Origin of the sequence: Micromonospora sp. S-DT3-3-22, assembly GCF_015354745.1 — a bacterium.
GTDB lineage: Bacteria > Actinomycetota > Actinomycetes > Mycobacteriales > Micromonosporaceae > Micromonospora > Micromonospora wenchangensis.
The window spans coordinates 26,326-45,632 of the sequence record NZ_JACGMO010000018.1; the positions used below are offsets into that span (position 1 = coordinate 26,326).

Consider the following 19,307-nt stretch of genomic DNA (forward strand, 5'->3'; position numbering starts at 1 on the left):
CCGGCATCGCCCACCTTCGCGCACGCCGCTCGCGATCGCGGGCGACGGACCCTGCCATGGTCAGATGACGTACTCGTCTTCGAGGGTGGGGATCACCGGCGACAGAAGCTGGTCGGCGTGTTCGGTGACGGCTCCTCGGACCAGCCGGTAGACCCGGAAGGCCAGTTCGTGCCCGGGGTCCTCGTCGTCGTGGACGTGCAGCAGCCCGTAGGACCCCGGGGCGAGGCGACCGATCCTGGTGAACAGCTCGATGACGTCGGCGTCCCGGGCGCCCCGGTGGTTGCGGAACCCACCGAGATGGACGTGGTACGCGCCGTTGACCGGGCGGAGATCCACCAGTCCGAGACCGGTGTACCCGGTGATCAGATCCTGGACTTCGTCGAGGCGCAGGGGTGGTTCGTCGTCGACCGCGTCGGCTGTCGGGCGGAGGGTGATCCACCCGTGGTACTCGAACATGGCAGAAGTGTAGGACCGGCTCGTCAGGCCGCTGCGTCATCGCCCGACGCGGCGGTACGACGCAGTTCGCGTAGGACGCCGTGGCGGCGCAGGGCCCAGGCGAGGCGGGGAACGCTCGGGTGTCGGATGAACAGCACGGCGGCGCGGCGGACCAGGCCGACCCGGTCGGCGTCCACCTGGCTCTCGACCGCCTGCCAGACCAGTGCGCGCACCCGGGCGTCGTCCAGCACGGCGCGTACCTCGCGCCGCACCCCGGGGTCCTCGGCCGCCGAGGTGATGGCGGCGGCCTGACCCGGCCGGTCGGCACGCGGTCGCACCACCGCCGCGAGGAGCGGCCGGCGTACCTCGTCGCGTTCCAGCAGCAGCAACACCGCCTCCCGGATCTCGGTCGTGTCCAGGCTGGACCGCAGCAGCCGCAGCAGGCTGCGTTCCACCTCGCGGTCATGCTCCGGGACGGACAGCGCGGCCAGCAGCAGCGCCACCTCGTCGAGGTCGACGACGTGGCGCACCCCGTCGCGGAACTCCGGCAGGCCCCAGGCCGCCTGCAACGCCGTGGCGAGATCGCGGTTCACGGCCACCCGCTACCCGTAACCGGCAACCGGCGAAACCCGGATCCGTCGATCCACCGCGTCGGCCGTCGTCCGGAACCGGTTGACCCGGACGGTCGGGACCCCGGATCGGGGGAGTGGTCCGCGTCCGGCTCAGGCGGCGGCCTGCCGGGGGCAGAGCATCGGGTGCAGCAGCCGGGACAGCTCGTCGACGTCGGCGACGGGTTGCGCGAAGCCCACCCGGGTCCGGCGGAGGGCGCCGGGCCGGCCGTGGGCGACGAGCAGGCCGTACCGGTCGATCCGGACCACCCGGGGCGACTCGGTCCCGGGCAGCTTCAACTGCCGGCGCAGGTGGGCCGCGACCTGCTCGGCGTGGTGGTCGGCGAGGTCGGCCACCAGGTCCGCCTCGGCCGCGTGCAACGGGTCGGGTTCGGCCTGCGCGTACGCCTGCGGGTCGATCCGTCGCGTCGCGCCGGCACGTTCCCAGCGGACCTCGGTCACCGCGAACCGGTGCAGCAGGAACCGGCTGCCCACGTCGAGCAGGTCGCCTGTCGGTCGGGTGGCGGCGAAGTCCACTGCGGCCTGTCGCGCCCCGTCGCCGTCGAGGGGTTCGGCCCAGCCGGACAGCCAGGCCCGGCCGAGCGACGGTGCGCCGGCGGTGGGCGGCAGGTCGAGCACGTCGAGGACCGTGGCGACGTCGGTGTCCCCGGTGGGCGGGGTGAGCGCCGTGGCGAGGTCGCCGGGCGCGGGCACCAGCAGCAGCACCCGGCCCTGCGGGTCGGTGGCGTGCCGGACCTGCTGCGGGCCGGGAACGCGGGCCAGGTGGGCGAGGGCGGGCAGTCGGCCCGCGACGAGGGTGCGCACGATCTCCGCCGGGCTGGGTCGCATGATCCCGATCTCCTCAATGTAGGTTAGCCTTACCTAACTAGCAGGCTAGACCATGCGATCGGAGACGTCGAACGTGAACCACCCCCGCCCCAAGGCCCGGCTCTCCCGTGCTCTCGGCATCCCGCTGACCCGCAAGTGCGTGCGGTACTTCGAGCGGCGCCCCTACCCGCCGGGCGTGCACGGCCGCAACCGGCGCAAGACCTCCGACTACCAGGTGCGGCTGCTGGAGAAGCAGCGGCTGCGCCACCAGTACAACGTCAGCGAGGCCCAACTGCGCCGGACGTTCGACGAGGCCGCCCGGGGCGTCGGGAAGACCGGCGAGTCGCTGGTCGCGCTCCTGGAACGGCGACTCGACGCGGTGGTGTTGCGGGCCGGGCTGGCCCGCAGCATCTACCAGGCACGTCAGCTCGTCGGGCACGGCCACTTCAGCGTCGACGGACACAAGGTCGACCGGCCCTCGTACCGGCTGCGGCCCGGCCAGGTGGTCGCGGTGCGCGAACGCAGCCGGGCCCTGCCGCCGTTCCAGCTCGCCGCCGCCGGCGCGCACGCCGACGACCGCCCCCGGCCGTACCTGTCGGTGGAGCTGAGCGGGCTGCGCGTCACCCTGCTGCGCGAGCCCGCCCGGGACGAGGTTCCGGTGATCTGCGACGAGCAGCTCGTGGTGGAGTTCTACTCCCGCTGAGCGGTCAGCGGCGGCCCGGTCCACCGCGCGTGCCGCCGCTGCGGCACCGACGGGTCGCCGCCGACCACCGGGGACCCCGGGGCGTCGTCGTCGGCCCGGGCGGTCCACGCCGCCCACAGCCGGGCGTAGCTGCCGCCCGCCCCGATCAGCTCGGCGTGCGGGCCACTCTCGACGATCTCGCCGTGTTCCATGACGATGATCTGGTCCGCGGTCACGGCCTGGGTGAGGCGGTGGGCGACGACCAGCGCGGTGCGTCCCGCCAACGCCGCGGCGGCGGCCTGTTCGAGATCGCGCGCACCCGCGCTGCCGGCTTCCGCGGTCGCCTCGTCCAGCACCACGACCGCCGGGTCGAGCAGCACCACCCGGGCGAGCGCCAACTGCTGCGCCTGCGCCGCGGTCAGCGGGTGGCCGCCCTCGCCGACCACGGTGTCCAACCCGTCGGGGAGGGTGAGCGCCCAGGACAGGGCACCGACGCGGTCCAGGGCGGCGGTGAGTTCGTCCGGCGACGCCTGCGGCCGGGCCAGCAGCAGGTCCTCACCGAGCCGGCCGGCGAACACGTGGGTCTCCTGACTGACCAGGGCGATCGTCCGGGCGGGCAGCTCGGAGACGGGAACGCCGCCCAGGGTGGCCGTCCCGTGCCCGGGTCGCAGGATCCCGGCGGCGATCGACGCGACGGTGGTCTTCCCGGCGCCGGTGGAACCGACCAGCGCGACCACCCGGCCCGATCCGACCCGCAGGGAGACGTCGCGCAGCACCGGCGTGGCCCCGTCGTAGCTGAAACCGACGTCGGTCAGGACGAGGTCGTGCGTCGACGGCGCGGTGCCGCCCGCGCGACGGTCCGGGTCCGTGCCGAGCACCCCGACGAGGCGGGCCAGGCTCGCCCCCGCGTCCTGGGCCTTGTCGAAGGTGACCATCAGTTGCAGGACCGGGCCGAACAGCCGGTGCAGCAGCAACGCGGCCGCCGACACCTCACCGAGGGTGACGGCTTCCCGGCGTACGAGCAGGAACCCCACCACCAGCACCGCGCCGAGCCCGGCCAGCTCCGCCCCGTTGATCCGTCCCACGAACCGGGTGTAGAGGGCGAACACGCTCGTCGAGAGGTCCCGGGCGTGGGCGGAGGCCGCCGCGATGCCGCCGAGGTGGCGGTCCTCCAGCCGGTAGGCGTGCACCGTGGGGATGCCCTGCACGCTCTCGACGAACTGCTGGGACCGCTGCGCGATGGCGACCCGCTCGGCCGCGTAGGCCGGCGCGGCCCGGGGGAGGTACCACCGCGAAGCGAGCACGTAGAGCGGGACGGCGACCGCGCCGGCAAGCCCGAGCCGCCAGTCGATGCCGACGATCGTGCCGAGGCTGATCGCGGCCAGCAGCAGGGCCGAGACCAGGGTGGGCAGGACCTCGGTGACGGCCCGGTCGATGGCGCTGACGTCCGCGCCGACCCGCGAGACCAGGTCGCCCCGGCCCGTCCGGTCGAGCACCGCCACGGGCAGCCGCAGCGCGACGTCCAGGGTGCGTTCGCGCAGGTCGGCGAGGAGGTGTCCGCCCAACCGGCGGATCAGGTGGGCGCTGACGCCGGTGGCCAGGCCACCGACGACCGCGGCGGTCACGATGAGCACGGCGACCGGAACGGGCACCTCGGTGCCGCCCCCGGCGCGGACCCGGTCGACCAGCAGGCCGAAGGCGTAGGCGGGAACGATCGCGGTGGCGGCGGCGAGCAGCCCGACGACCAGTGTGCCGAAGGCGACGCCCCGGCGAGCCCGTAGTTGCGCGCCGAGCCACGCCCTGCTCTCGCGCGGGCTGGCCACGGGCAGGATCGGGGACGTCACCGCAGCACCGCCCGGCGGTAGTTGTCGTCGTGGGTGACGAGTTCGGCGTGCGTGCCCTCGGCGGCGACGACGCCGTCGGCGATGAACACGACCCGGTCGGTGGCGGCGAGCAACGTCGGACTGCTGGTGATGACGACGGTGCCGTAACCGCCGCCCGACCCGTGCCGCAGCGTACGGATGCCGTCGGCGACGGCCTGTTCGGTGACCGCGTCGACGGCGGTGGTCGGGTCGTGCAGGACCAGCAGCGGCGGTCCGGCGAGCAGCGCGCGGGCGAGCGCGACGCGTTGCCGCTGGCCGCCGGAGAGGTTCGCGCCGCGTTCGGTGACCTGCATCCGCAGGCCCTCCGGATGCAGGTGCGCCACCTCGTCGGCGGCCGCGGCGCGCAGGGCCTCGTCCAGCCGTCCGCCGTCGTCGTCGTGCAGGGCGACGTTCGTGGCGAGGGTGCCGGTGAACAGGTCGGTGCGGTGCGGTTCGCTGTGCAGCAGGTGGCGCGCCCGGCTCCGGTCCACGGTCTCCAGCCGTTCGCCGCCGAGCAGAATGTCACCCACGTGGCCGTCGGGCACCGCCAGCAGCCGCGCCAGCGCCTCGGCGTCCGCCGGCCGGCGGGCCACCACGCCGACGAACTCCCCGGTGCGGACGTGCAGGTGCAGACCGGCCAGCGGGCCGTACGTCACGTCGGTCAGGCGCAGCTCGCAGCCGTCGGGCGCGGCGGCGCCGGGCGGCAGGACCACGTCGGCCCGCAGGACGGCGGCGACCCGGTCCGCCGCCGCGCGGGCGGCAGCCGTCCAGCCGGGTACGACCGCGAGCACGCCGAACGGTTCGACGAGGAACTGCGCGGAGCCGATCACCGTGATGAACTGGCCGACGGTGATGCGGCCGGTCAGCGCGAACCAGCCCGCCATGAGCGCGATGCCTCCGGCCAGCAGGCTGCTCAGCATGGTGGACGCGCCCAGGTAGGCGTTCTGGGTCCGGGAGGCGCGCAGCATGGCCGCCAGGCTGTGCCGGCTCACCCGGCGGTACCGCTGCACCCCGGCGTCCTGCGCGCCGATGCCGCGCAGCGGGCGCAACCCGGTGACCAGGTCCGTGGCGAGCGCGGTGGCCCGACCGGCCTGGTCCTGCTGGTCCTTGACGCGCCTGGCGATCAGTGGGGCGGTGAGGGTGAGGACCGCCAGCACGGCCGGGATGGCGATCAGCACGGTCAGCCCGAGTGGCGTGGAGATCAGCAGCAGCGCGACCGCGCTGACCGTGACCGCCACCAGCGCGCTGGTGATCCGTGGAATGTGGTCGAGCAGGTAGGAGGTGTACTCGGCATCGGTGGTGGTGACCGCGAGCAGGTCGCCGGTGTGCCGCCCGGTGCGGAGCACGCGCGGGTGGAGGATCTTCGCCGCCAGTTCGACCCGCAGTTGGTGGCCCTCCTCGGCGATGGCCCGTTGCAGGTGCCGCGCGCCGAAGCGGTACGTCACGACCAGGACGAGATAGACCACGGCCAGGGTCGTGGTCCAGCCGAGCAGCGCGGTCAGCTCGCCGGTGGCGACGGCCCGGTCGACGATGACGCCGATGAGGATCGGCACCAGGGCTGCGCAGAGCTGGTAGACGCCGGCCAACGCCGTTCCGGTCCAGAGGCGTCGCCCGTTGCGGGCGACCGCCCGGCGCAGGACGGCGACGCCGGTACTGACCTTGCTCACTACGTAGAACCCCCTGGTCAACGGCTCAGGAACGTGGAGTACTTTACCGATCAAGTTTTAGGTAAGCCTGTCCTTACTATGTGAGTTGGAGTACTCCGTATGCGCCCCTCCCGGTTGCTCGCCGGAATCGTCGCGGCCACCACCACGCTCGCCCTCGCCGCCTGCGGCGGGTCCGCCGGCACCGACGAGGAGCCCGCCGCGTCCGGGTCGGCGGCGGCGACCTTCCCGCTGACCGTCACCCACGCGCTGGGCACCACCACGATCGCGAAGAAGCCCGAGCGGGTCGCCACCGTCAACTGGGCCAACCACGAGGTGCCCCTCGCCCTGGGCGTCGTCCCGGTCGGCTACGCCAAGGCCAACTTCGGTGACGAGGACGGCGACGGCCTGCTGCCCTGGGACGCCGCACGGCTCAAGGAACTCGACGCGTCGACCCCGGTGCTGTTCGACGAGACCGACGGCATCGACTTCGAGGCGGTGGCGAACACCAGGCCGGACGTCATCCTGGCCGCCTACTCCGGCCTGACCAAGCAGGACTACGACACCCTGACCAAGATCGCGCCGGTCGTCGCGTACCCGCAGGCGCCCTGGGCCACCTCCTGGCGCGACAGCATCAAGCTGGAGAGCAAGGCCCTCGGCCTGGCCGCCGAGGGCGACGCGTTGATCGCGAAGATCGAGCAGCAGATGAAGGACGAGGCGGCGCGCTACCCGAAGCTGGCCGGCCGTTCGGCGATGTTCCTGACCCACCTCGACCCGACCGACCTCAGCAAGATCAGCTTCTACACCACGAACGACACCCGGGCCCAGTTCTTCACCGACCTCGGCATGACCCACCCGGAGAGCATCGCGAAGGCCTCCGCGACGACCAAGGAGTTCAGCCTCACCCAGAGCGCCGAGCAGGTGCAGAACCTCAGCGACGTGGACATCATCGTGACCTACGGCGACGCCGACGGCACCACCCTGGCCACCCTCCAGAAGGACCCGCTGCTGTCCAAGATCCCCGCGATCAAGCGCGGCTCCTTCGTCTCCCTGCCCGGCAGCACCCCCGTCGCCACCGCCGCCAACCCGACGCCGCTCGGCGTCTCGTACGTCCTCAAGGACTACGTCGACCTGCTCGGCAAAGCCGCCGACAAGCTCTGATGACCGGTCTGACGACATCCGGGCCGGACGTCGCCCTGCGGCGACGCCCGGCCCCGACGCGGCTGACCTGGCTCCTGGTCGTCCTCGGCGCACTGGCCCTCACCCTGGTCGCGTCGGTGGCCTTCGGCTCCCGGATCGTCGGCTGGGCCGACATCACCGCCGCGCTCGGCGGCACCCAGGACACCCTCGACCAGGCGGCCGTGGTCAAACGCCTGCCCCGTACGGTGCTCGCGGCCCTCGTCGGCGCGGCCCTTGCCCTGTCCGGCGCCGTGATGCAGGGCGTCACCCGCAACCCGCTCGCCGACCCGGGCATCCTCGGGGTGAACATGGGCGCGATGCTGGCCATCGCGGTCGGCATGGCCACCGTCGGCCTGTACACCGCCACCGCGTACATCTGGGTCGCCATCGCCGGCGCGGCGGTGTCCTCGCTGTTCGTCTACGCGGTCGGCTCGCTCGGTCGCGGCGGCGCGACCCCGCTCAAGATCGCCCTGGCCGGGGCGGCCACCTCCGCCGCCCTCGCGTCGCTGGTGGCCGCGGTCGTGCTGCCCCGCGGCGACATCGCCGAGAACTTCCAGTCCTGGCAGGTCGGCGGCGTCGGCGGGGCCAGCTGGGACAGCATCGGCCAGGTCCTGCCGTTCCTGCTCGCCGGGCTGGCCGTCTGCCTGCTGTGCGCCCGGGCACTGAACTCCCTCGCGCTCGGCGACGAACTCGCCGCCGGCCTCGGCGAACGCGTCGCCCTCGTGCGGGGGATCGCCGCCGCCGGTGCGGTGGTGCTCTGCGGCGCGGCCACCGCGGTCGCCGGACCGATCGCCTTCGTCGGCCTGATCGTGCCGCACCTGTGCCGGCTGCTCGTCGGACTCGACCACCGCTGGCTGCTGCCGTTCGTGACCCTGGTCGGCGCGGCACTGCTGACCGTCGCGGACGTCGCCGGACGGGTGGTCAACCGCCCCGACGAGATCGAGGCCGGCATCATCACCGCCCTGATCGGCGCGCCCTTCTTCATCTACATCGTCCGCCGGCAGAAGGTACGCGAACTGTGAGCACCACGACCCTGGCGGCCGTCACCCGCGGCCGGGTCCGGCGCAACCGACGACGCCGCGCCGTGCTCGCCGCCCTCACCCTGGCGGTGGCCGCCATGGTCGTCGTCTCGCTGATGGTCGGACGGACCTTCTACCCGGCCGGCGACGTGCTGCGGGTGATCCTCGGCGAGACCGTGCCCGGCGCCTCGTTCACCGTGGGTGAACTCCGGCTGCCCCGCACGGTCCTCGCCCTGGCGACCGGGCTCTGCTTCGGCATGGGCGGGGTCACCTTCCAGACCATGATGCGCAACCCGCTCGCCAGCCCCGACATCATCGGCATCAGCTCGGCGGCGAGCGCCGCCGCGGCCTTCGCCATCATCGTGCTCGGCCTCGGCGAGACCGGCGTCGCGGTCTTCGCCATCGTCGCCGCGCTCGGCGTCGCCGTGCTCATCTACCTGCTGTCATTCAAGGACGGGGTGGCCGGCACCCGGCTGGTGCTGATCGGCATCGGCATCGCCGCCATGCTCAACAGCGCCACCTCGTACATCCTCAACCAGGCCGGCCAGTGGGACCTGCAGGCGGCGACCCGCTGGCTCAACGGCAGCCTCAACGGCTCCACCTGGGACGAGACGGTGCCGGTGCTGGCCGCGCTGGCCCTGTTCGGCCCGGTGCTGCTGAGCCGGGCCCGCAGCCTGACCATGCTGCAACTCGGCGACGACACCGCCGCGGCGCTCGGCACCCGGCTGGAACGTACCCGGCTGGTCTCGATCGTCGCGGCCGTCGGCCTGATCGCGTTCGCCACCTCGGCCACCGGGCCGATCGCGTTCGTGGCCTTCCTGGCCGGGCCGATCGCCGCCCGGCTCGTCGGGGCCGGCGGCTCACCGCTGGTGCCGTCCGCCCTCGTCGGCGCGCTGCTGGTGCTGGTCGCCGACTTTCTCGGCCAGTTCGCCTTCGACATCCGCTTCCCGGTGGGCGTGATCACCGGGGTGCTCGGCGCCCCGTACCTCATCTACCTGCTCGTCCGCACGAACCGCGCCGGAGGCTCGCTGTGACCACCGACCACGCACTGACGACCCGGAAACTGACCGTCGGCTACGGCGACCGCGTCGTCATCGAATCGCTCGACCTGCTCGTCCCGCCCGGCCGGATCACCGCGATCGTCGGCGCCAACGCGTGCGGGAAGTCGACCCTGCTGCGGTCCATGTCGCGGCTGCTCGCCCCGCGCACCGGTCACGTCATGCTCGACGGCCGGGAGGTGCACCGGATGCCGGCCAAGGAACTGGCCCGCACCCTCGGCCTGCTGCCCCAGTCGCCGATCGCCCCGGAGGGCATCACCGTGGCCGACCTGGTCGGCCGGGGCCGCAACCCGCACCAGCGGCTGCTGTCCCGCTGGAGCAGGGACGACGACCGCGCGGTCGCCGCCGCCCTCGACGCCACCCACACCGCCGACCTGGCCGACCGGTCGGTCGACGAGCTTTCCGGCGGCCAGCGCCAACGGGTGTGGATCGCGATGGCGCTGGCTCAGCAGACCGAGCTGCTGCTGCTCGACGAGCCGACCACCTTCCTCGACGTCAGCCACCAGGTCGAGGTGCTGGACCTGCTCACCGACCTGAACGCCACGCGCGGCACCACCATCGTGATGGTGCTGCACGACCTGAACCTGGCGGCCCGCTACGCGGGCCACCTCATCGCGCTCGCCGACGGTGGCCTGCACGCCGCCGGACCGCCGGCCGAGGTGCTGACCGAGGACTGCGTACGGGCCGTCTTCGGCCTGGACAGCCGGGTCATCGTCGATCCGGTCTCCGGCCGGCCGCTGATGCTGCCGATCGGCCGCCACCACGTCTCGGCCGGCCGCGCCTAGCCCGGTCGGTGGCCGGCGAACGCCCACCGGCTCAGCTCACCGTCGGGCCGGCCGGCCCGCCCGAACGCTCCACCGCCCGTCCGTGCGGGTGAGGCGGACGGGATGGTCGAAGCACTTGCTGACCTGGTCGCTGGTGAGGACCTCGTCGGCGGGTCCCGACGCCAGCGGGCGGCCGTCCCGCAGCAGCATGACGTGGGTCGTCCCGGGAGGAAGCTCCTCCAGGTGGTGGGTGACCAGGACGGACGCGAGCTGCGGGTAGGTGTGGTGCAGCGCGTCGAGCCGTTCGATGAGCTGTTCCCGGCCGGCCACGTCGAGGCCGGTCGCGGGCTCGTCGAGCAGCAGCAGCCGGGGCCTGGGCATCAACGCGCGGGCGATGAGCGTGCGGCCCCGTTCCCCCTGCGACAGGGTGGGCCACCGCGCCCCGTGCCGCTCGCCGAGGCCGAGCAGGCCGATCAGCCGGTCGGCCTCGGCGGTCTGCTCCGGTGTCGGCGCCCACCGGGGAATCCGGTCGTTGGTGTTGGTCAGCCCGGTCAGCACGACGTCGCGCACGGTGAGCGGCGCACCCGGGTCGTGCCGGGGATTGACGTGGCCGACGGAGGACCGCAGTTCCCGCAGGTCGACCCGGCCCAGCCGGTGACCCAGCACCTCGACGGTGCCCCGGGTGGGATGGGTGACCGCCCCGAGGAGGCTGAGCAGCGTGCTCTTGCCCGCCCCGTTGGCACCGAGCAGCGCCCAGTGCTCGCCGGCCCGTACCGTCAGGGAGACCTCGGACAGGATCGGTCTGCCGTCGCGGACGACGGCCGCGTCCGTCACGCGCAGCACCGGCGGCGCGGTCACGGGGACACCCTGCGGCAGCGGTCGGGCAGCATGCGGGACACCGTAACAACAGCTCCGGCGTCACCCCGGTCGAATCTCCCGGGGTGGGACGGCCCCTCCGCGCACCCGGCCCGGCCCGTGCATTCCATGTTGCGACAGGTACCTTGCTGTGGCAAGGTAGTGGCATGCAGGCCGACCCGATGCTCGTCGCGTTACGGCGCGGCCTGCTCGAACCGCTCGTGCTCGCCGCCGTCGAGTCCCGCCAGCGGTACGCGGCGGAGATCCTCGCCGCGTTGCGGGAGGTGAACTTCCCCGCCCAGGAGGGCACGCTGTACCCGCTGCTGAGCAAACTCCGGCGGGACGGGCTGGTGCACCACGAGTGGCGGGAGTCGCCGTCCGGGCCGCCCCGCAAGTACGTCCTGCTCACCGACGCCGGCAGGCGGCAGCTCGCCGCGTTCCGGGAGCACTGGGACGACCTGACCCGCATGATCGATTCGGTTGGACGATGACCATGGACGATTCCACCGCCATCCGCCTCACCGGGCACACCGCGGCCTATCCCGCCACCCGCGAGGCGTACGACGCCCTGCGCCGGTACCTCGACGACGCCCGACGTGCGCTGCGCGGCGACCCGGACGCCGACGAGATCGTGCGCGATCTGGAGGCCGCGGTCGGCGACCGGCTGAGCACGCTCCCGGGCCCGGGGGCTGCCCCGGTGACCGGTGCCCGGATGACCGCCATCCTGGCCGAACTCGGTCCGGTGGGGCCGGCCCACCCCGCGCCGCCCGGCGTCGGGGCGGGGGTGCGCGGCCGGTTCTGGTGCCGGATCCCCGAGGGCGGGTGGTCCGGCGGCGTCTGCCTCGGCCTCGCGGCGTACGGCGGGTTCCGCGTCGACTGGGTGCGTACCGTCGTGCTGCTGCTGACCCTGTTCACCGGTGGGCTGCTCGCGGCGGCGTACCTCGTCCTGCTGTTCGTGCTGCCCGTCGTCCCGACGGTCGCCGACTACGAACGCCGACGGGACGCGCCCCGACCCGCCTGAACCGGCGGCCCCGGGGGAGGGGACTGCGGCCGGGGCCCGACCCGGGAACGGACCCGGCCCAGGGCGGGCAGCCCTGGGCCGGATGGGTGTTCCGTCGTCGATCAGGCGATCTTGATGTCGCTGCACCACATGTAGGTCTGGTCCGCGTGCGACGCCTTCCAGATGAAGAACAGGACGTGGCTTCCGGTACGCGACGACGGGATCGAGACGTTGAACGAGATGTTCTGTGCCGGTGCGTACCGCCCGGTCGTGGTGATCAGGTCGAGGTTGCCCCACCCGACCGTCTGGGTGGCCGGGTTGAACCCCTGCTTGGTGACGTAGACCCGGAAGAAGTCCGCACCGTGGCTGGCCTGGTCGTACATCTGGACCGTGAGGTTGCGGCTGACGGTGGTCGCCTTCCACGCCCCGGCCCTGTTCAGCGAGTTGTTCCGGGACAGGGCGTTGCTGCACAGCTGCCCGTCCGGGGTGCTGGGCTGGTACTGGCCGGCCAGGCCGTCGCGCAACGCGCTCATCCAGTTCCACATGGTGTCCGGGTTGGCCTGGAACGCCTGCCAGCACATCGGGTCCTGCTGCTGCATGGCCGGGTTGGTGTGCTGGCTGCCCCAGGTCTGCCAACACTGGTACGCCCGGGTCGCCGGGTTGATGATCGTCCCGTGCGCCTGGGCGGGGCTGGTCATGGGCAGCGTACCGACCACCATGGCGAACATCAGGACGAGCGCCTGGAGGGACCGGCGGACGGTTGACCGGGGACGTCCGCCGGATTGGTCGGACTGGTGTGAACGCACTGTTCATCCTCCATTCGTCGGTACGAGACATCGGGAGGCGAATGCTCCCGAATCCACTGTGGCACCTATGGCGACAAATATCAACGTTGATCGATGTTTAGTCGGATTGGATCGAGGTGTCGGATCTGGTCGAGCTGTCCGAGATCACCGGATCGGCGACGGGCACGACGGACCGGGGACACGGCACCACCGCGGATCGGGTGCCGGGTCCGGTGGCCGGGGCGACCGCTACGCCGCCCGGCGCGTCACAGCTTGGCGGCGGCGTCGTAGCGGCGACGCAGGTCGGCCATCTCCGTCGCGCCGAGCGCCTCCTGCTGCGCCATCGTCGCGTACGCGGGCGGGAACATCTCCCGGAGCCGGTCGACGAACCTCACCTCCGCGGTCGCCTCGACGACCTTGATGCCCGGGGGGTCGGTGGACATGTCCATGATCAGCGGGCCGGCCAGCTTGACCGCCACGTCCCAGGGGCGCTTCTGCTCGGCGATCCCGCACAGGTGGAAGCCGTAGACCGTCCGGACGTCGGCGAACGTGGTGGCCCCGGCCGGCTCGTAGCCGTAGACGCGGACCCCGCAGATCACCGGCGGCTTCTCCGCGCCGGCACCCTGCTGGGCGTCGTGTCCGGCATGCTGGTGCTGGGCCGGGTCCGCCCGTTCGAGCGTGGTACGCATCCGGGCCACGATCTGCGCCGGCAGATCCGCCGGCTCCGCACCCGTGCTGCCCCGGTTGGCCAGCACGACCGTGCCGACCGACACCACCAGCAGGATCACCGCCACCCACACCAGGCGGTGCCGGTACCACGCGGAACTCTCTGGGGAACTCATCGCTTCTCACCTCGTCGCCGGTTCTGGTGCTGGCGGACCGACCGCGGCTCGGGGCGTCGAACGCGTCGGTCGTCGGGGGCACGTGCCAGGGGTGCGCACGGCAGGTGCAGGTGCCTGCCCGGCAGGATGCCCGTCGTCAGGCGATGGCCCGGCGCGGTGACGTGAAGGCGTCCGCCAGGGTGGCGTGCTACCCGTACCGCGGTGCTCCCGTGCTGGCCGTGCTCAGCACGGTTGCCCCCGTGCTGCGGCGATATGAGCCATTCCAACACGTCTGGAGTCGCTCTGGCAACATTGACGGGCGTCAGTGGGGATTCGGCCCGATCGTCTCCGCAGGTGAGGACCCCGGAACCGGTTTCCCCCGCCCCGGCGTCCGGTGGGTGGTCGCCCCTGGTGGCCGCGGTTGAATGCCGGGCGGGGTCCGGAACGTCTCGTGGCTGTTGCAGCACTCGTTGCGATCATTGGTGACGATCGGTAGCGTGTTGACGGCGGCATCGAAATCAAACGATGCGTCGGTGTCCAGGTCACGGCGGTGCCCGGCCTGTCTTCTGTTGCCCACTCGACTGTCGGGTCGATTCCCGACTGGACGCAACCATGTCCGAGAACACCGCCGACGGTGATGGGACGGTCATGACCACGTTGATCATCGGCAACAGCCGGACCCGGGAGATGGTCGGCGAGCTGGCGGCCCTGACCCGCGACCAGCTCCGGGTCGGCGGATGTGCCGCACAGCGCCTGCTCTGGTTCGCCCGCGACGGCGACGTGCTGGTACTGCCGTTCGCCCCACCGGCGGACTACCTGACCTACGTCACCCAGCTGACCGGAACCGACGCGTCCTCGCTGAGCGTGGTGATCCCTCCTCCCGGCAGCCTCGGCGCGGACCTCCTCACCCCCGACCGGCTTGCCGATCCACGGCTCCTGCACGACCTACGCTGCGCCCTGCGCTACCGGCCGCCGACGGAGATCGTCGCCGTCTACAAGGATCTCGCCGTCGCCCGACTCGCCCGGTCGCTGGTCGCCGAGACGGCCCTGCCCGGCTATCCGTTCAGCGCCCAGGGGGGCGACGCGCTGGTGAACAGCAAGGCCGTGTTCCGGGCACTGGCCGCCGGTGCCGGAGTGCCGATCGCCCCCGGTGCGGTGGTCGCCCGCCAGGAGGAGGCACTGGAGGCGATCACCGACCTCTTCGACCAGGGTCACAGTGTGATGGTCAAGCTGGAGTTCAACGGGGGCGGAATCGGCAACGAGATCCTCAGCCGCACCGACGGCATCGAGCCGGTCGGTGCGCCCCGGGTGGTGGTGTTGCCGGACCGTCCCGCACTGCTGTCGTACGTGCGGCAGCGGTGGGAGTGGCTCACCGCCGCGGGCGCGCACCGGTTGGTGGTGGAGCAGTTCCTCCAGGGCTGTGCCACCGTCTACGCCGAGTTCCTCGTCACCGACAAGCCGGCCGAACTGATCGGGGTGGGTGAACTGCTGATGGAGCCGGTGGCGGTCGGCACCGTGTCCCCCGCGCAGACGATCGACGCGCAGCGCATGACGGAGTTGCTCGACGGTGCCGAACGGCTGGTCGAGTCCCTCCGCGTGCTCGGCTACCGGGGAGTGGTCAGCGCCGACGCCATCCTCACCCCGCAGGGGCGGGTGCTGTTCACCGAGACCAACTGCCGCCTGACCGGCACCACCCATCTGCACCTGGTGCTCGACGGCCGCGTCGTTGACCCCGGCCCCCGGGAGAAGCGGGTCTTCCTGGAACGTGACGGGTGGGCGGTACCGTCGTTCACGGCTGCCGTCGGACGGCTCGCGGCGGCAGGCCTGGCCTACGACCCGGTCAACCGCACCGGAATCGTGCTCACCTCCGACGACGTCGAGGGGGACGGCACCGTCGTCTGCTGCGCCGTCGCCCCCGACCTCCCCGCAGCCCAGGAACTGCACCTAAGGCTCGGGGAACTCGTCTCGGACCGGCCGTCATGACCCGCTCCACCCCGCCGCGACGGACCGGCCGCGATGGCCGGGGAGCGGTGCCCGCTGGGCCGCCGCGCCTCGACCGACGGTGGTCGCGATGAGCCGGCGGATGCGGGCGGTGGTCCTGCGCCGACCCGGGGCCTTCGACGCGCTGCGCGTCGAGCGGATACCCGAACCCTCACCCGGTCCCGGGGAAAGCCTCATCGACATCACGCTGACCGGGGTCAACTTCGACGACCTGGAGCGGGCCGCCGGCGTACCCCCGCAGCCGCCGCTGCCCACGGTGCTCGGGGTGGAGGCGGTCGGGCGTCGACGGGCCGACGGCCGGCGGGTGGTCGCCCTGCTCCGTCAGGGTGGCGGCTACGCCGAGGTGGCAGCGGCCCGGGACGCGTACACCGTGGAGGTTCCGGCGGGCATCGACGACGCCCAGGCGCTCGGCCTGTTCGAGCAGGGCGTCACCGCCTACGGGGCACTGTCCCTGGCCGGTCGGCTGCGCGCCGGCGAGAGCGTGGCGGTCTCCGCCGCGGCCGGGGGCGTCGGGCATCTCGCGGTACAACTCGCCATCGCAGCCGGGGCCGCGCCGGTGATCGGACTGGCGTCGACCGAGGCAAAGCGGCAGTTCGTCACCCGGCTCGGCGTCGACGTGGCGCTGGACCCGGCCGATCCGGAACTGGCCGACCGGCTACGGGCGGCGTCCGGCGGAACCGGCGTGGACCTGTTCGTCGACTCGGTCGGCGGGACGGTGGCCCGGGCCGCTCTGGCTGGCTTGGCCCCGTTCGGACGGCTGGTCTGTCTGGGCTGGCGTGCCCCCGGGCCACCCGACGGCGACGGTGCCACGGACCCGCGGACCCCCGCCGGAGTCGTCGCGGTGACCACCGCCCAGTTGGCCCAGGGGTCCATCGGGTGCGCCGGCTTCTGGATGCGGCACGTGGTCGACAACCGCGCGCTGTTGTGCGCAATCGCCGAGCGGCTGTTCGACCTGGCGGCCCGGGAGCGAGTCGCGGTGCACGTGGACCGGACCGTCGCCCTGCATGAGGTCGGCCTCGCACACGCGGCGGTCGCCACCCGCGCGACCAAGGGCAAGGTCCTCATCGACGTACGCCGGGAGGCGTGATGTTCACCCGGTACTGCCGTTCCATGCTCTGCACCCCGGCGACCGCGACCGAGAGGTACGCCAACTGCCACCGGTCGGCGGCCGACATCTGTCTGGTCGACCTGGAGGACTCGGTGCCAGCCCAGGACAAGGCCGAAGCCCGCTCCCTGGCCAGCGCGTTCTTCACGGACCACAGCGCGGTCGGCCGCCGGTGCGCCGTCCGGATCAACGTGATAAGCGATCCCGACGGGGTGCGCGACCTGCTCGCCCTACGCGACTACCCGGTACCGCCGCCCATCGTGCTGGTGCCCAAGGTCGAATCGCCGCGCGACGTCGAGATCGTGGCGCGCCTGCTCCGCCCGGTCCGCCCGGACCTCGACCTCTGCGTAGTCATCGAGACGCCGCGCGGGGTGGAGAACGCCGTGGCCATCGCGGGGGCGTCCCCCCGCCCCCGGGCCTTGATCTTCGGGTCGGCGGACTACGCGTCCGCCCTCGGCATCCCGCTGCGCTGGGGACCGCTGGTGCAGGCCCGTAGCCGGCTGGTGAACGCCGCCCGGGCCGCCGGGGTCGAGGCGATCGACTCGCCGACCTTCCACCTCCAGGATCTATCCGCGCTGCGGCAGGAGGCTGTCCTGGCCCAGGAACTCGGGTTCAGCGGCAAGATCGCCCTGCATCCGGGCCAGGTGGGCGTCATCAACGAGGTCTTCTCCCCGGACGCGGAGTCGCTGGAGGCGGCGCGCCGGGTGGTGGCCGCTGGGCAGCGCAGCGGCCAGGGCATCACCACCGTCGACGGGGTGATGGTCGGGCGGCCCTTCTTCGAGGCGTCCCAGCGCCTGCTCGACGAGTTCGATCCGTCCGGCTGACCGTCGTTCCGACAGCAGCCGTCAGCCCATCGGCAGGGAGAGGCAAGTGACGAGCACCGAAGAGCATCAGAGCGTCGTCGGACCGCACCGCTACCGCAACGCCGAGAAGATGATCCGCACCGCCGACCCGGTCTGGCAGGCGGCGGCCGACCACGGCCTGACCGGGATCAGCGTCGACACACCCTCAGGCGACGCGAACAACCGGCTCGTCGACGGGGCGACCGGCCACGAATTCGTCAACATGTGTTCCTGCGCGTACCTGGGGCTCAACCACCACCCAGCGGTGATCGAGGGCGCGATATCGGCGCTGCGTGAGGCGGGTGCCACCTGGCTGGTCACCTCCACCACCCGTATCCGGCACCAGTTGCTGACCCGGCTGGAGGAGGAACTGGGCGATCTCTTCGGCGCCCGGGTGATCCCGGGCACCACCTGTAGCGCGCTCACCGCCGGCATCCTGCCCCTGGTCGCCTCCGGGCACCTCGCGTCCGGCGGTCCCCGGGTGATGGTCTTCGACCGCTTCTGCCACTTCTGCATGTCGTACGTCAAGCCGATCTGCGCCGAGGAGAGCCTGGTCCTCACCTGTGACCACAACGACCTCGACTATCTGGAGGACGTCTGCCGACGCTACCCCCGGGTGGCCTACGTCGCCGACGGCGCCTACTCGATGGGGGGCGCCGCCGCCCTGGACGGCCTGCTGGAACTCCAGGACCGGTACGGACTGTTCCTGTTCATCGACGACTCGCACTCGTTGTCGCTCATGGGTGAGCGTGGGGAGGGATTCGTGCGGTCCCGTCTGACCATGAACCCGCTCACCGTTATCGTCACCAGCCTGGGCAAGGGCTTTGGCACCGGCGGCGGTGTGGCGATGCTCGGCGATCCGGCGATGCACGACTTCCTGGCCCGGCACGCCGGACCGGTGGGCTGGTCGCAGAACGTGGCCCTGCCCCTGGTAGGAGCCTCGCTGGCGAGCGCCGCCATCCACCGTTCACCGGAGCTGGGCCGGTTGCAGCGTCGGCTGCACGAGAACGTCGCCTACTTCGACGAACTGCTGCCCACCCCGTTCGCCGGCAACGGCCTACCCGTACGCCGCATCACCGTCGGCGACGCCGACCGCGCGGTTCAGCTCTCCGCCGAGCTGTACCGGCGCGGCTTCTACAGCTCTGCGGTGTTCTTTCCGATCGTGCCGCAGGGACAGGCCGGGCTGCGGATCATGATCCGTGCGGATATCGACCGGGAGGTCCTGGCCACCTTCGCCGGCCATGTGCGGGAGCTGACCGATGCGGCCTGACCCGCAGGGGCGGCCGGAGACGGACCGCACCGGCCCGACCGGCTTCCGGATGGTGGGGGAGAACCGTTACCGCGAGCAGGTCGGCTTCTACTACGACGAGATCGTCGTCGGCACGGTGATCGAGCACCGTCCCGGCCGCACCGTGACCGAGATGGACAACGTGCTGATGAGCATGTTGAGCATGAACGCCGCACCACTGCACATCGACGCGGCGTACGCCGCGGCGGGGCGGTGGGGCCGGCCACTGGTCTCCAGCCTGGTGACCCTGAGCATCGTCGGCGGGATGACCGCCCGCAGCACCAGCGGCCGGACCACCGCGAACCTCGGCTGGGAACGGATCCACCTGCCCCACCCGGTCTTCGTCGGCGACACCCTCTACGCCGAGAGCGAGGTGACCGGCAAACGGCTCTCCGCGAGCCGGCCGGGCGAGGGCATCGTGAGCTGCCGAACCACCGGGCGCAAGGCCACCGGCGAGGTGGTCCTCACCTTCGAGCGCAGCTTCCTGGTACCGACGGAGGAATCCCGCACCGACGACAGGACAGGATACTGA

20 protein-coding genes are annotated in these 19,307 nt (G+C 72.4%); 12 read left to right on the forward strand and 8 right to left on the reverse strand.

Annotated features, from left to right (window positions below; genetic code table 11):
- Nucleotides 1-60: 60 nt before the first annotated feature.
- The 3 genes from H1A17_RS07715 to H1A17_RS07725 form a co-directional block, all read right to left on the reverse strand.
- Nucleotides 61-456, reverse strand: a complete 396-nt coding sequence (locus H1A17_RS07715) for an Imm7 family immunity protein (protein WP_145920574.1) — start codon at nucleotides 454-456, stop codon at nucleotides 61-63.
- Nucleotides 457-479: 23 nt separating this feature from the next.
- Nucleotides 480-1,028 carry a hypothetical protein gene (locus H1A17_RS07720; RefSeq protein ID WP_194821493.1) on the reverse strand — a complete coding sequence of 183 codons (549 nt, stop codon included), beginning with the start codon at nucleotides 1,026-1,028 and terminating at the stop codon, nucleotides 480-482.
- Between the two features lie 129 nt (nucleotides 1,029-1,157).
- Nucleotides 1,158-1,892 (reverse strand): DUF2470 domain-containing protein, encoded by a 735-nt coding sequence (locus H1A17_RS07725; protein ID WP_145920572.1) that lies wholly within the window; start codon nucleotides 1,890-1,892, stop codon nucleotides 1,158-1,160.
- Nucleotides 1,893-1,965: 73 nt separating this feature from the next.
- Here H1A17_RS07725 and rpsD point away from each other — a divergent pair, with 73 nt between their 5' ends.
- The gene (gene rpsD / locus H1A17_RS07730; protein WP_194821516.1) at nucleotides 1,966-2,574 is read left to right on the forward strand and encodes a 30S ribosomal protein S4; all 609 of its coding nucleotides are present in this window, start codon (nucleotides 1,966-1,968) and stop codon (nucleotides 2,572-2,574) included.
- On the opposite strand, the gene H1A17_RS07735 is transcribed toward rpsD, so the two are convergent.
- The gene (locus tag H1A17_RS07735) at nucleotides 2,562-4,397 is read right to left on the reverse strand and encodes an ABC transporter ATP-binding protein (protein WP_194821494.1); all 1,836 of its coding nucleotides are present in this window, start codon (nucleotides 4,395-4,397) and stop codon (nucleotides 2,562-2,564) included. The genes rpsD and H1A17_RS07735 overlap by 13 nt on opposite strands.
- On the reverse strand, nucleotides 4,394-6,082 hold the full coding sequence (locus H1A17_RS07740; protein WP_194821495.1) for an ABC transporter ATP-binding protein: 1,689 nt from the start codon (nucleotides 6,080-6,082) through the stop codon (nucleotides 4,394-4,396). Before H1A17_RS07740 ends, H1A17_RS07735 begins: the two co-directional genes overlap by 4 nt.
- Nucleotides 6,083-6,181: 99 nt before the next feature.
- On the opposite strand from H1A17_RS07740, the gene H1A17_RS07745 reads away from it, so the two are divergent.
- From H1A17_RS07745 to H1A17_RS07760, 4 genes are read left to right on the forward strand one after another with little or no spacing between them, the layout of a single operon-like run.
- A complete protein-coding gene (locus H1A17_RS07745; RefSeq protein WP_145920569.1) occupies nucleotides 6,182-7,219 on the forward strand; it encodes an iron-siderophore ABC transporter substrate-binding protein in 1,038 nt (345 codons plus the stop codon).
- Nucleotides 7,219-8,259 carry an iron ABC transporter permease gene (locus tag H1A17_RS07750; RefSeq protein WP_145920568.1) on the forward strand — a complete coding sequence of 347 codons (1,041 nt, stop codon included), beginning with the start codon at nucleotides 7,219-7,221 and terminating at the stop codon, nucleotides 8,257-8,259. Before H1A17_RS07745 ends, H1A17_RS07750 begins: the two co-directional genes overlap by 1 nt.
- Nucleotides 8,256-9,290, forward strand: a complete 1,035-nt coding sequence (locus tag H1A17_RS07755) for an iron chelate uptake ABC transporter family permease subunit (RefSeq protein ID WP_145920567.1) — start codon at nucleotides 8,256-8,258, stop codon at nucleotides 9,288-9,290. Before H1A17_RS07750 ends, H1A17_RS07755 begins: the two co-directional genes overlap by 4 nt.
- Nucleotides 9,287-10,099 carry an ABC transporter ATP-binding protein gene (locus H1A17_RS07760; protein WP_145920566.1) on the forward strand — a complete coding sequence of 271 codons (813 nt, stop codon included), beginning with the start codon at nucleotides 9,287-9,289 and terminating at the stop codon, nucleotides 10,097-10,099. Before H1A17_RS07755 ends, H1A17_RS07760 begins: the two co-directional genes overlap by 4 nt.
- Before the next feature lie 36 nt (nucleotides 10,100-10,135).
- Here the strand turns inward: H1A17_RS07760 and H1A17_RS07765 are convergent, their stop codons facing one another.
- On the reverse strand, nucleotides 10,136-10,936 hold the full coding sequence (locus H1A17_RS07765; RefSeq protein ID WP_194821496.1) for an ABC transporter ATP-binding protein: 801 nt from the start codon (nucleotides 10,934-10,936) through the stop codon (nucleotides 10,136-10,138).
- A gap of 164 nt (nucleotides 10,937-11,100) precedes the next feature.
- Between H1A17_RS07765 and H1A17_RS07770 the strand changes: the two genes are divergently transcribed.
- Nucleotides 11,101-11,424 carry a PadR family transcriptional regulator gene (locus tag H1A17_RS07770; protein ID WP_205789095.1) on the forward strand — a complete coding sequence of 108 codons (324 nt, stop codon included), beginning with the start codon at nucleotides 11,101-11,103 and terminating at the stop codon, nucleotides 11,422-11,424.
- The gene (locus tag H1A17_RS07775; protein WP_194821497.1) at nucleotides 11,421-11,954 is read left to right on the forward strand and encodes a PspC domain-containing protein; all 534 of its coding nucleotides are present in this window, start codon (nucleotides 11,421-11,423) and stop codon (nucleotides 11,952-11,954) included. The genes H1A17_RS07770 and H1A17_RS07775 overlap by 4 nt, the downstream gene beginning before the upstream one ends.
- 101 nt (nucleotides 11,955-12,055) lie before the next feature.
- Here the strand turns inward: H1A17_RS07775 and H1A17_RS07780 are convergent, their stop codons facing one another.
- Both H1A17_RS07780 and H1A17_RS07785 read right to left on the reverse strand, forming a co-directional pair.
- Nucleotides 12,056-12,739: a lytic polysaccharide monooxygenase gene (locus tag H1A17_RS07780; protein WP_205789086.1), complete on the reverse strand. Its 684-nt coding sequence runs from the start codon at nucleotides 12,737-12,739 to the stop codon at nucleotides 12,056-12,058.
- A 245-nt stretch (nucleotides 12,740-12,984) separates the two neighbouring features.
- Nucleotides 12,985-13,560, reverse strand: coding sequence for a hypothetical protein (locus tag H1A17_RS07785; RefSeq protein ID WP_194821498.1), 576 nt, complete (start codon nucleotides 13,558-13,560; stop codon nucleotides 12,985-12,987).
- A gap of 627 nt (nucleotides 13,561-14,187) precedes the next feature.
- Between H1A17_RS07785 and H1A17_RS07790 the strand changes: the two genes are divergently transcribed.
- The 5 genes from H1A17_RS07790 (at nucleotide 14,188) to H1A17_RS07810 (ending at nucleotide 19,307) form a co-directional block, all read left to right on the forward strand.
- On the forward strand, nucleotides 14,188-15,522 hold the full coding sequence (locus tag H1A17_RS07790; RefSeq protein WP_194821517.1) for a peptide ligase PGM1-related protein: 1,335 nt from the start codon (nucleotides 14,188-14,190) through the stop codon (nucleotides 15,520-15,522).
- 100 nt (nucleotides 15,523-15,622) lie between these two features.
- The gene (locus H1A17_RS07795; protein ID WP_194821518.1) at nucleotides 15,623-16,627 is read left to right on the forward strand and encodes a zinc-binding dehydrogenase; all 1,005 of its coding nucleotides are present in this window, start codon (nucleotides 15,623-15,625) and stop codon (nucleotides 16,625-16,627) included.
- Nucleotides 16,627-17,469, forward strand: a complete 843-nt coding sequence (locus H1A17_RS07800; RefSeq protein ID WP_145922906.1) for a CoA ester lyase — start codon at nucleotides 16,627-16,629, stop codon at nucleotides 17,467-17,469. Before H1A17_RS07795 ends, H1A17_RS07800 begins: the two co-directional genes overlap by 1 nt.
- Before the next feature lie 46 nt (nucleotides 17,470-17,515).
- On the forward strand, nucleotides 17,516-18,757 hold the full coding sequence (locus H1A17_RS07805; RefSeq protein WP_145920561.1) for an aminotransferase class I/II-fold pyridoxal phosphate-dependent enzyme: 1,242 nt from the start codon (nucleotides 17,516-17,518) through the stop codon (nucleotides 18,755-18,757).
- Nucleotides 18,747-19,307, forward strand: a complete 561-nt coding sequence (locus H1A17_RS07810) for a MaoC family dehydratase (protein ID WP_145920560.1) — start codon at nucleotides 18,747-18,749, stop codon at nucleotides 19,305-19,307. Before H1A17_RS07805 ends, H1A17_RS07810 begins: the two co-directional genes overlap by 11 nt.

What these genes read in the sequence shown, in the direction of transcription:
- H1A17_RS07800 (WP_145922906.1), top strand. Translation starts at nt 16,627, where the DNA reads ATGTTCACCCGGTACTGCCGTTCCATGCTCTGCACCCCGGCGACCGCG.
- H1A17_RS07715 (WP_145920574.1), bottom strand. Translation starts at nt 456, where the DNA reads ATGTTCGAGTACCACGGGTGGATCACCCTCCGCCCGACAGCCGACGCG.
- H1A17_RS07795 (WP_194821518.1), top strand. Translation starts at nt 15,623, where the DNA reads ATGCGGGCGGTGGTCCTGCGCCGACCCGGGGCCTTCGACGCGCTGCGC.
- H1A17_RS07790 (WP_194821517.1), top strand. Translation starts at nt 14,188, where the DNA reads ATGACCACGTTGATCATCGGCAACAGCCGGACCCGGGAGATGGTCGGC.
- H1A17_RS07725 (WP_145920572.1), bottom strand. Translation starts at nt 1,892, where the DNA reads ATGCGACCCAGCCCGGCGGAGATCGTGCGCACCCTCGTCGCGGGCCGA.
- H1A17_RS07810 (WP_145920560.1), top strand. Translation starts at nt 18,747, where the DNA reads ATGCGGCCTGACCCGCAGGGGCGGCCGGAGACGGACCGCACCGGCCCG.
- H1A17_RS07785 (WP_194821498.1), bottom strand. Translation starts at nt 13,560, where the DNA reads ATGAGTTCCCCAGAGAGTTCCGCGTGGTACCGGCACCGCCTGGTGTGG.
- H1A17_RS07745 (WP_145920569.1), top strand. Translation starts at nt 6,182, where the DNA reads ATGCGCCCCTCCCGGTTGCTCGCCGGAATCGTCGCGGCCACCACCACG.
- H1A17_RS07750 (WP_145920568.1), top strand. Translation starts at nt 7,219, where the DNA reads ATGACCGGTCTGACGACATCCGGGCCGGACGTCGCCCTGCGGCGACGC.
- H1A17_RS07770 (WP_205789095.1), top strand. Translation starts at nt 11,101, where the DNA reads ATGCAGGCCGACCCGATGCTCGTCGCGTTACGGCGCGGCCTGCTCGAA.
- H1A17_RS07775 (WP_194821497.1), top strand. Translation starts at nt 11,421, where the DNA reads ATGACCATGGACGATTCCACCGCCATCCGCCTCACCGGGCACACCGCG.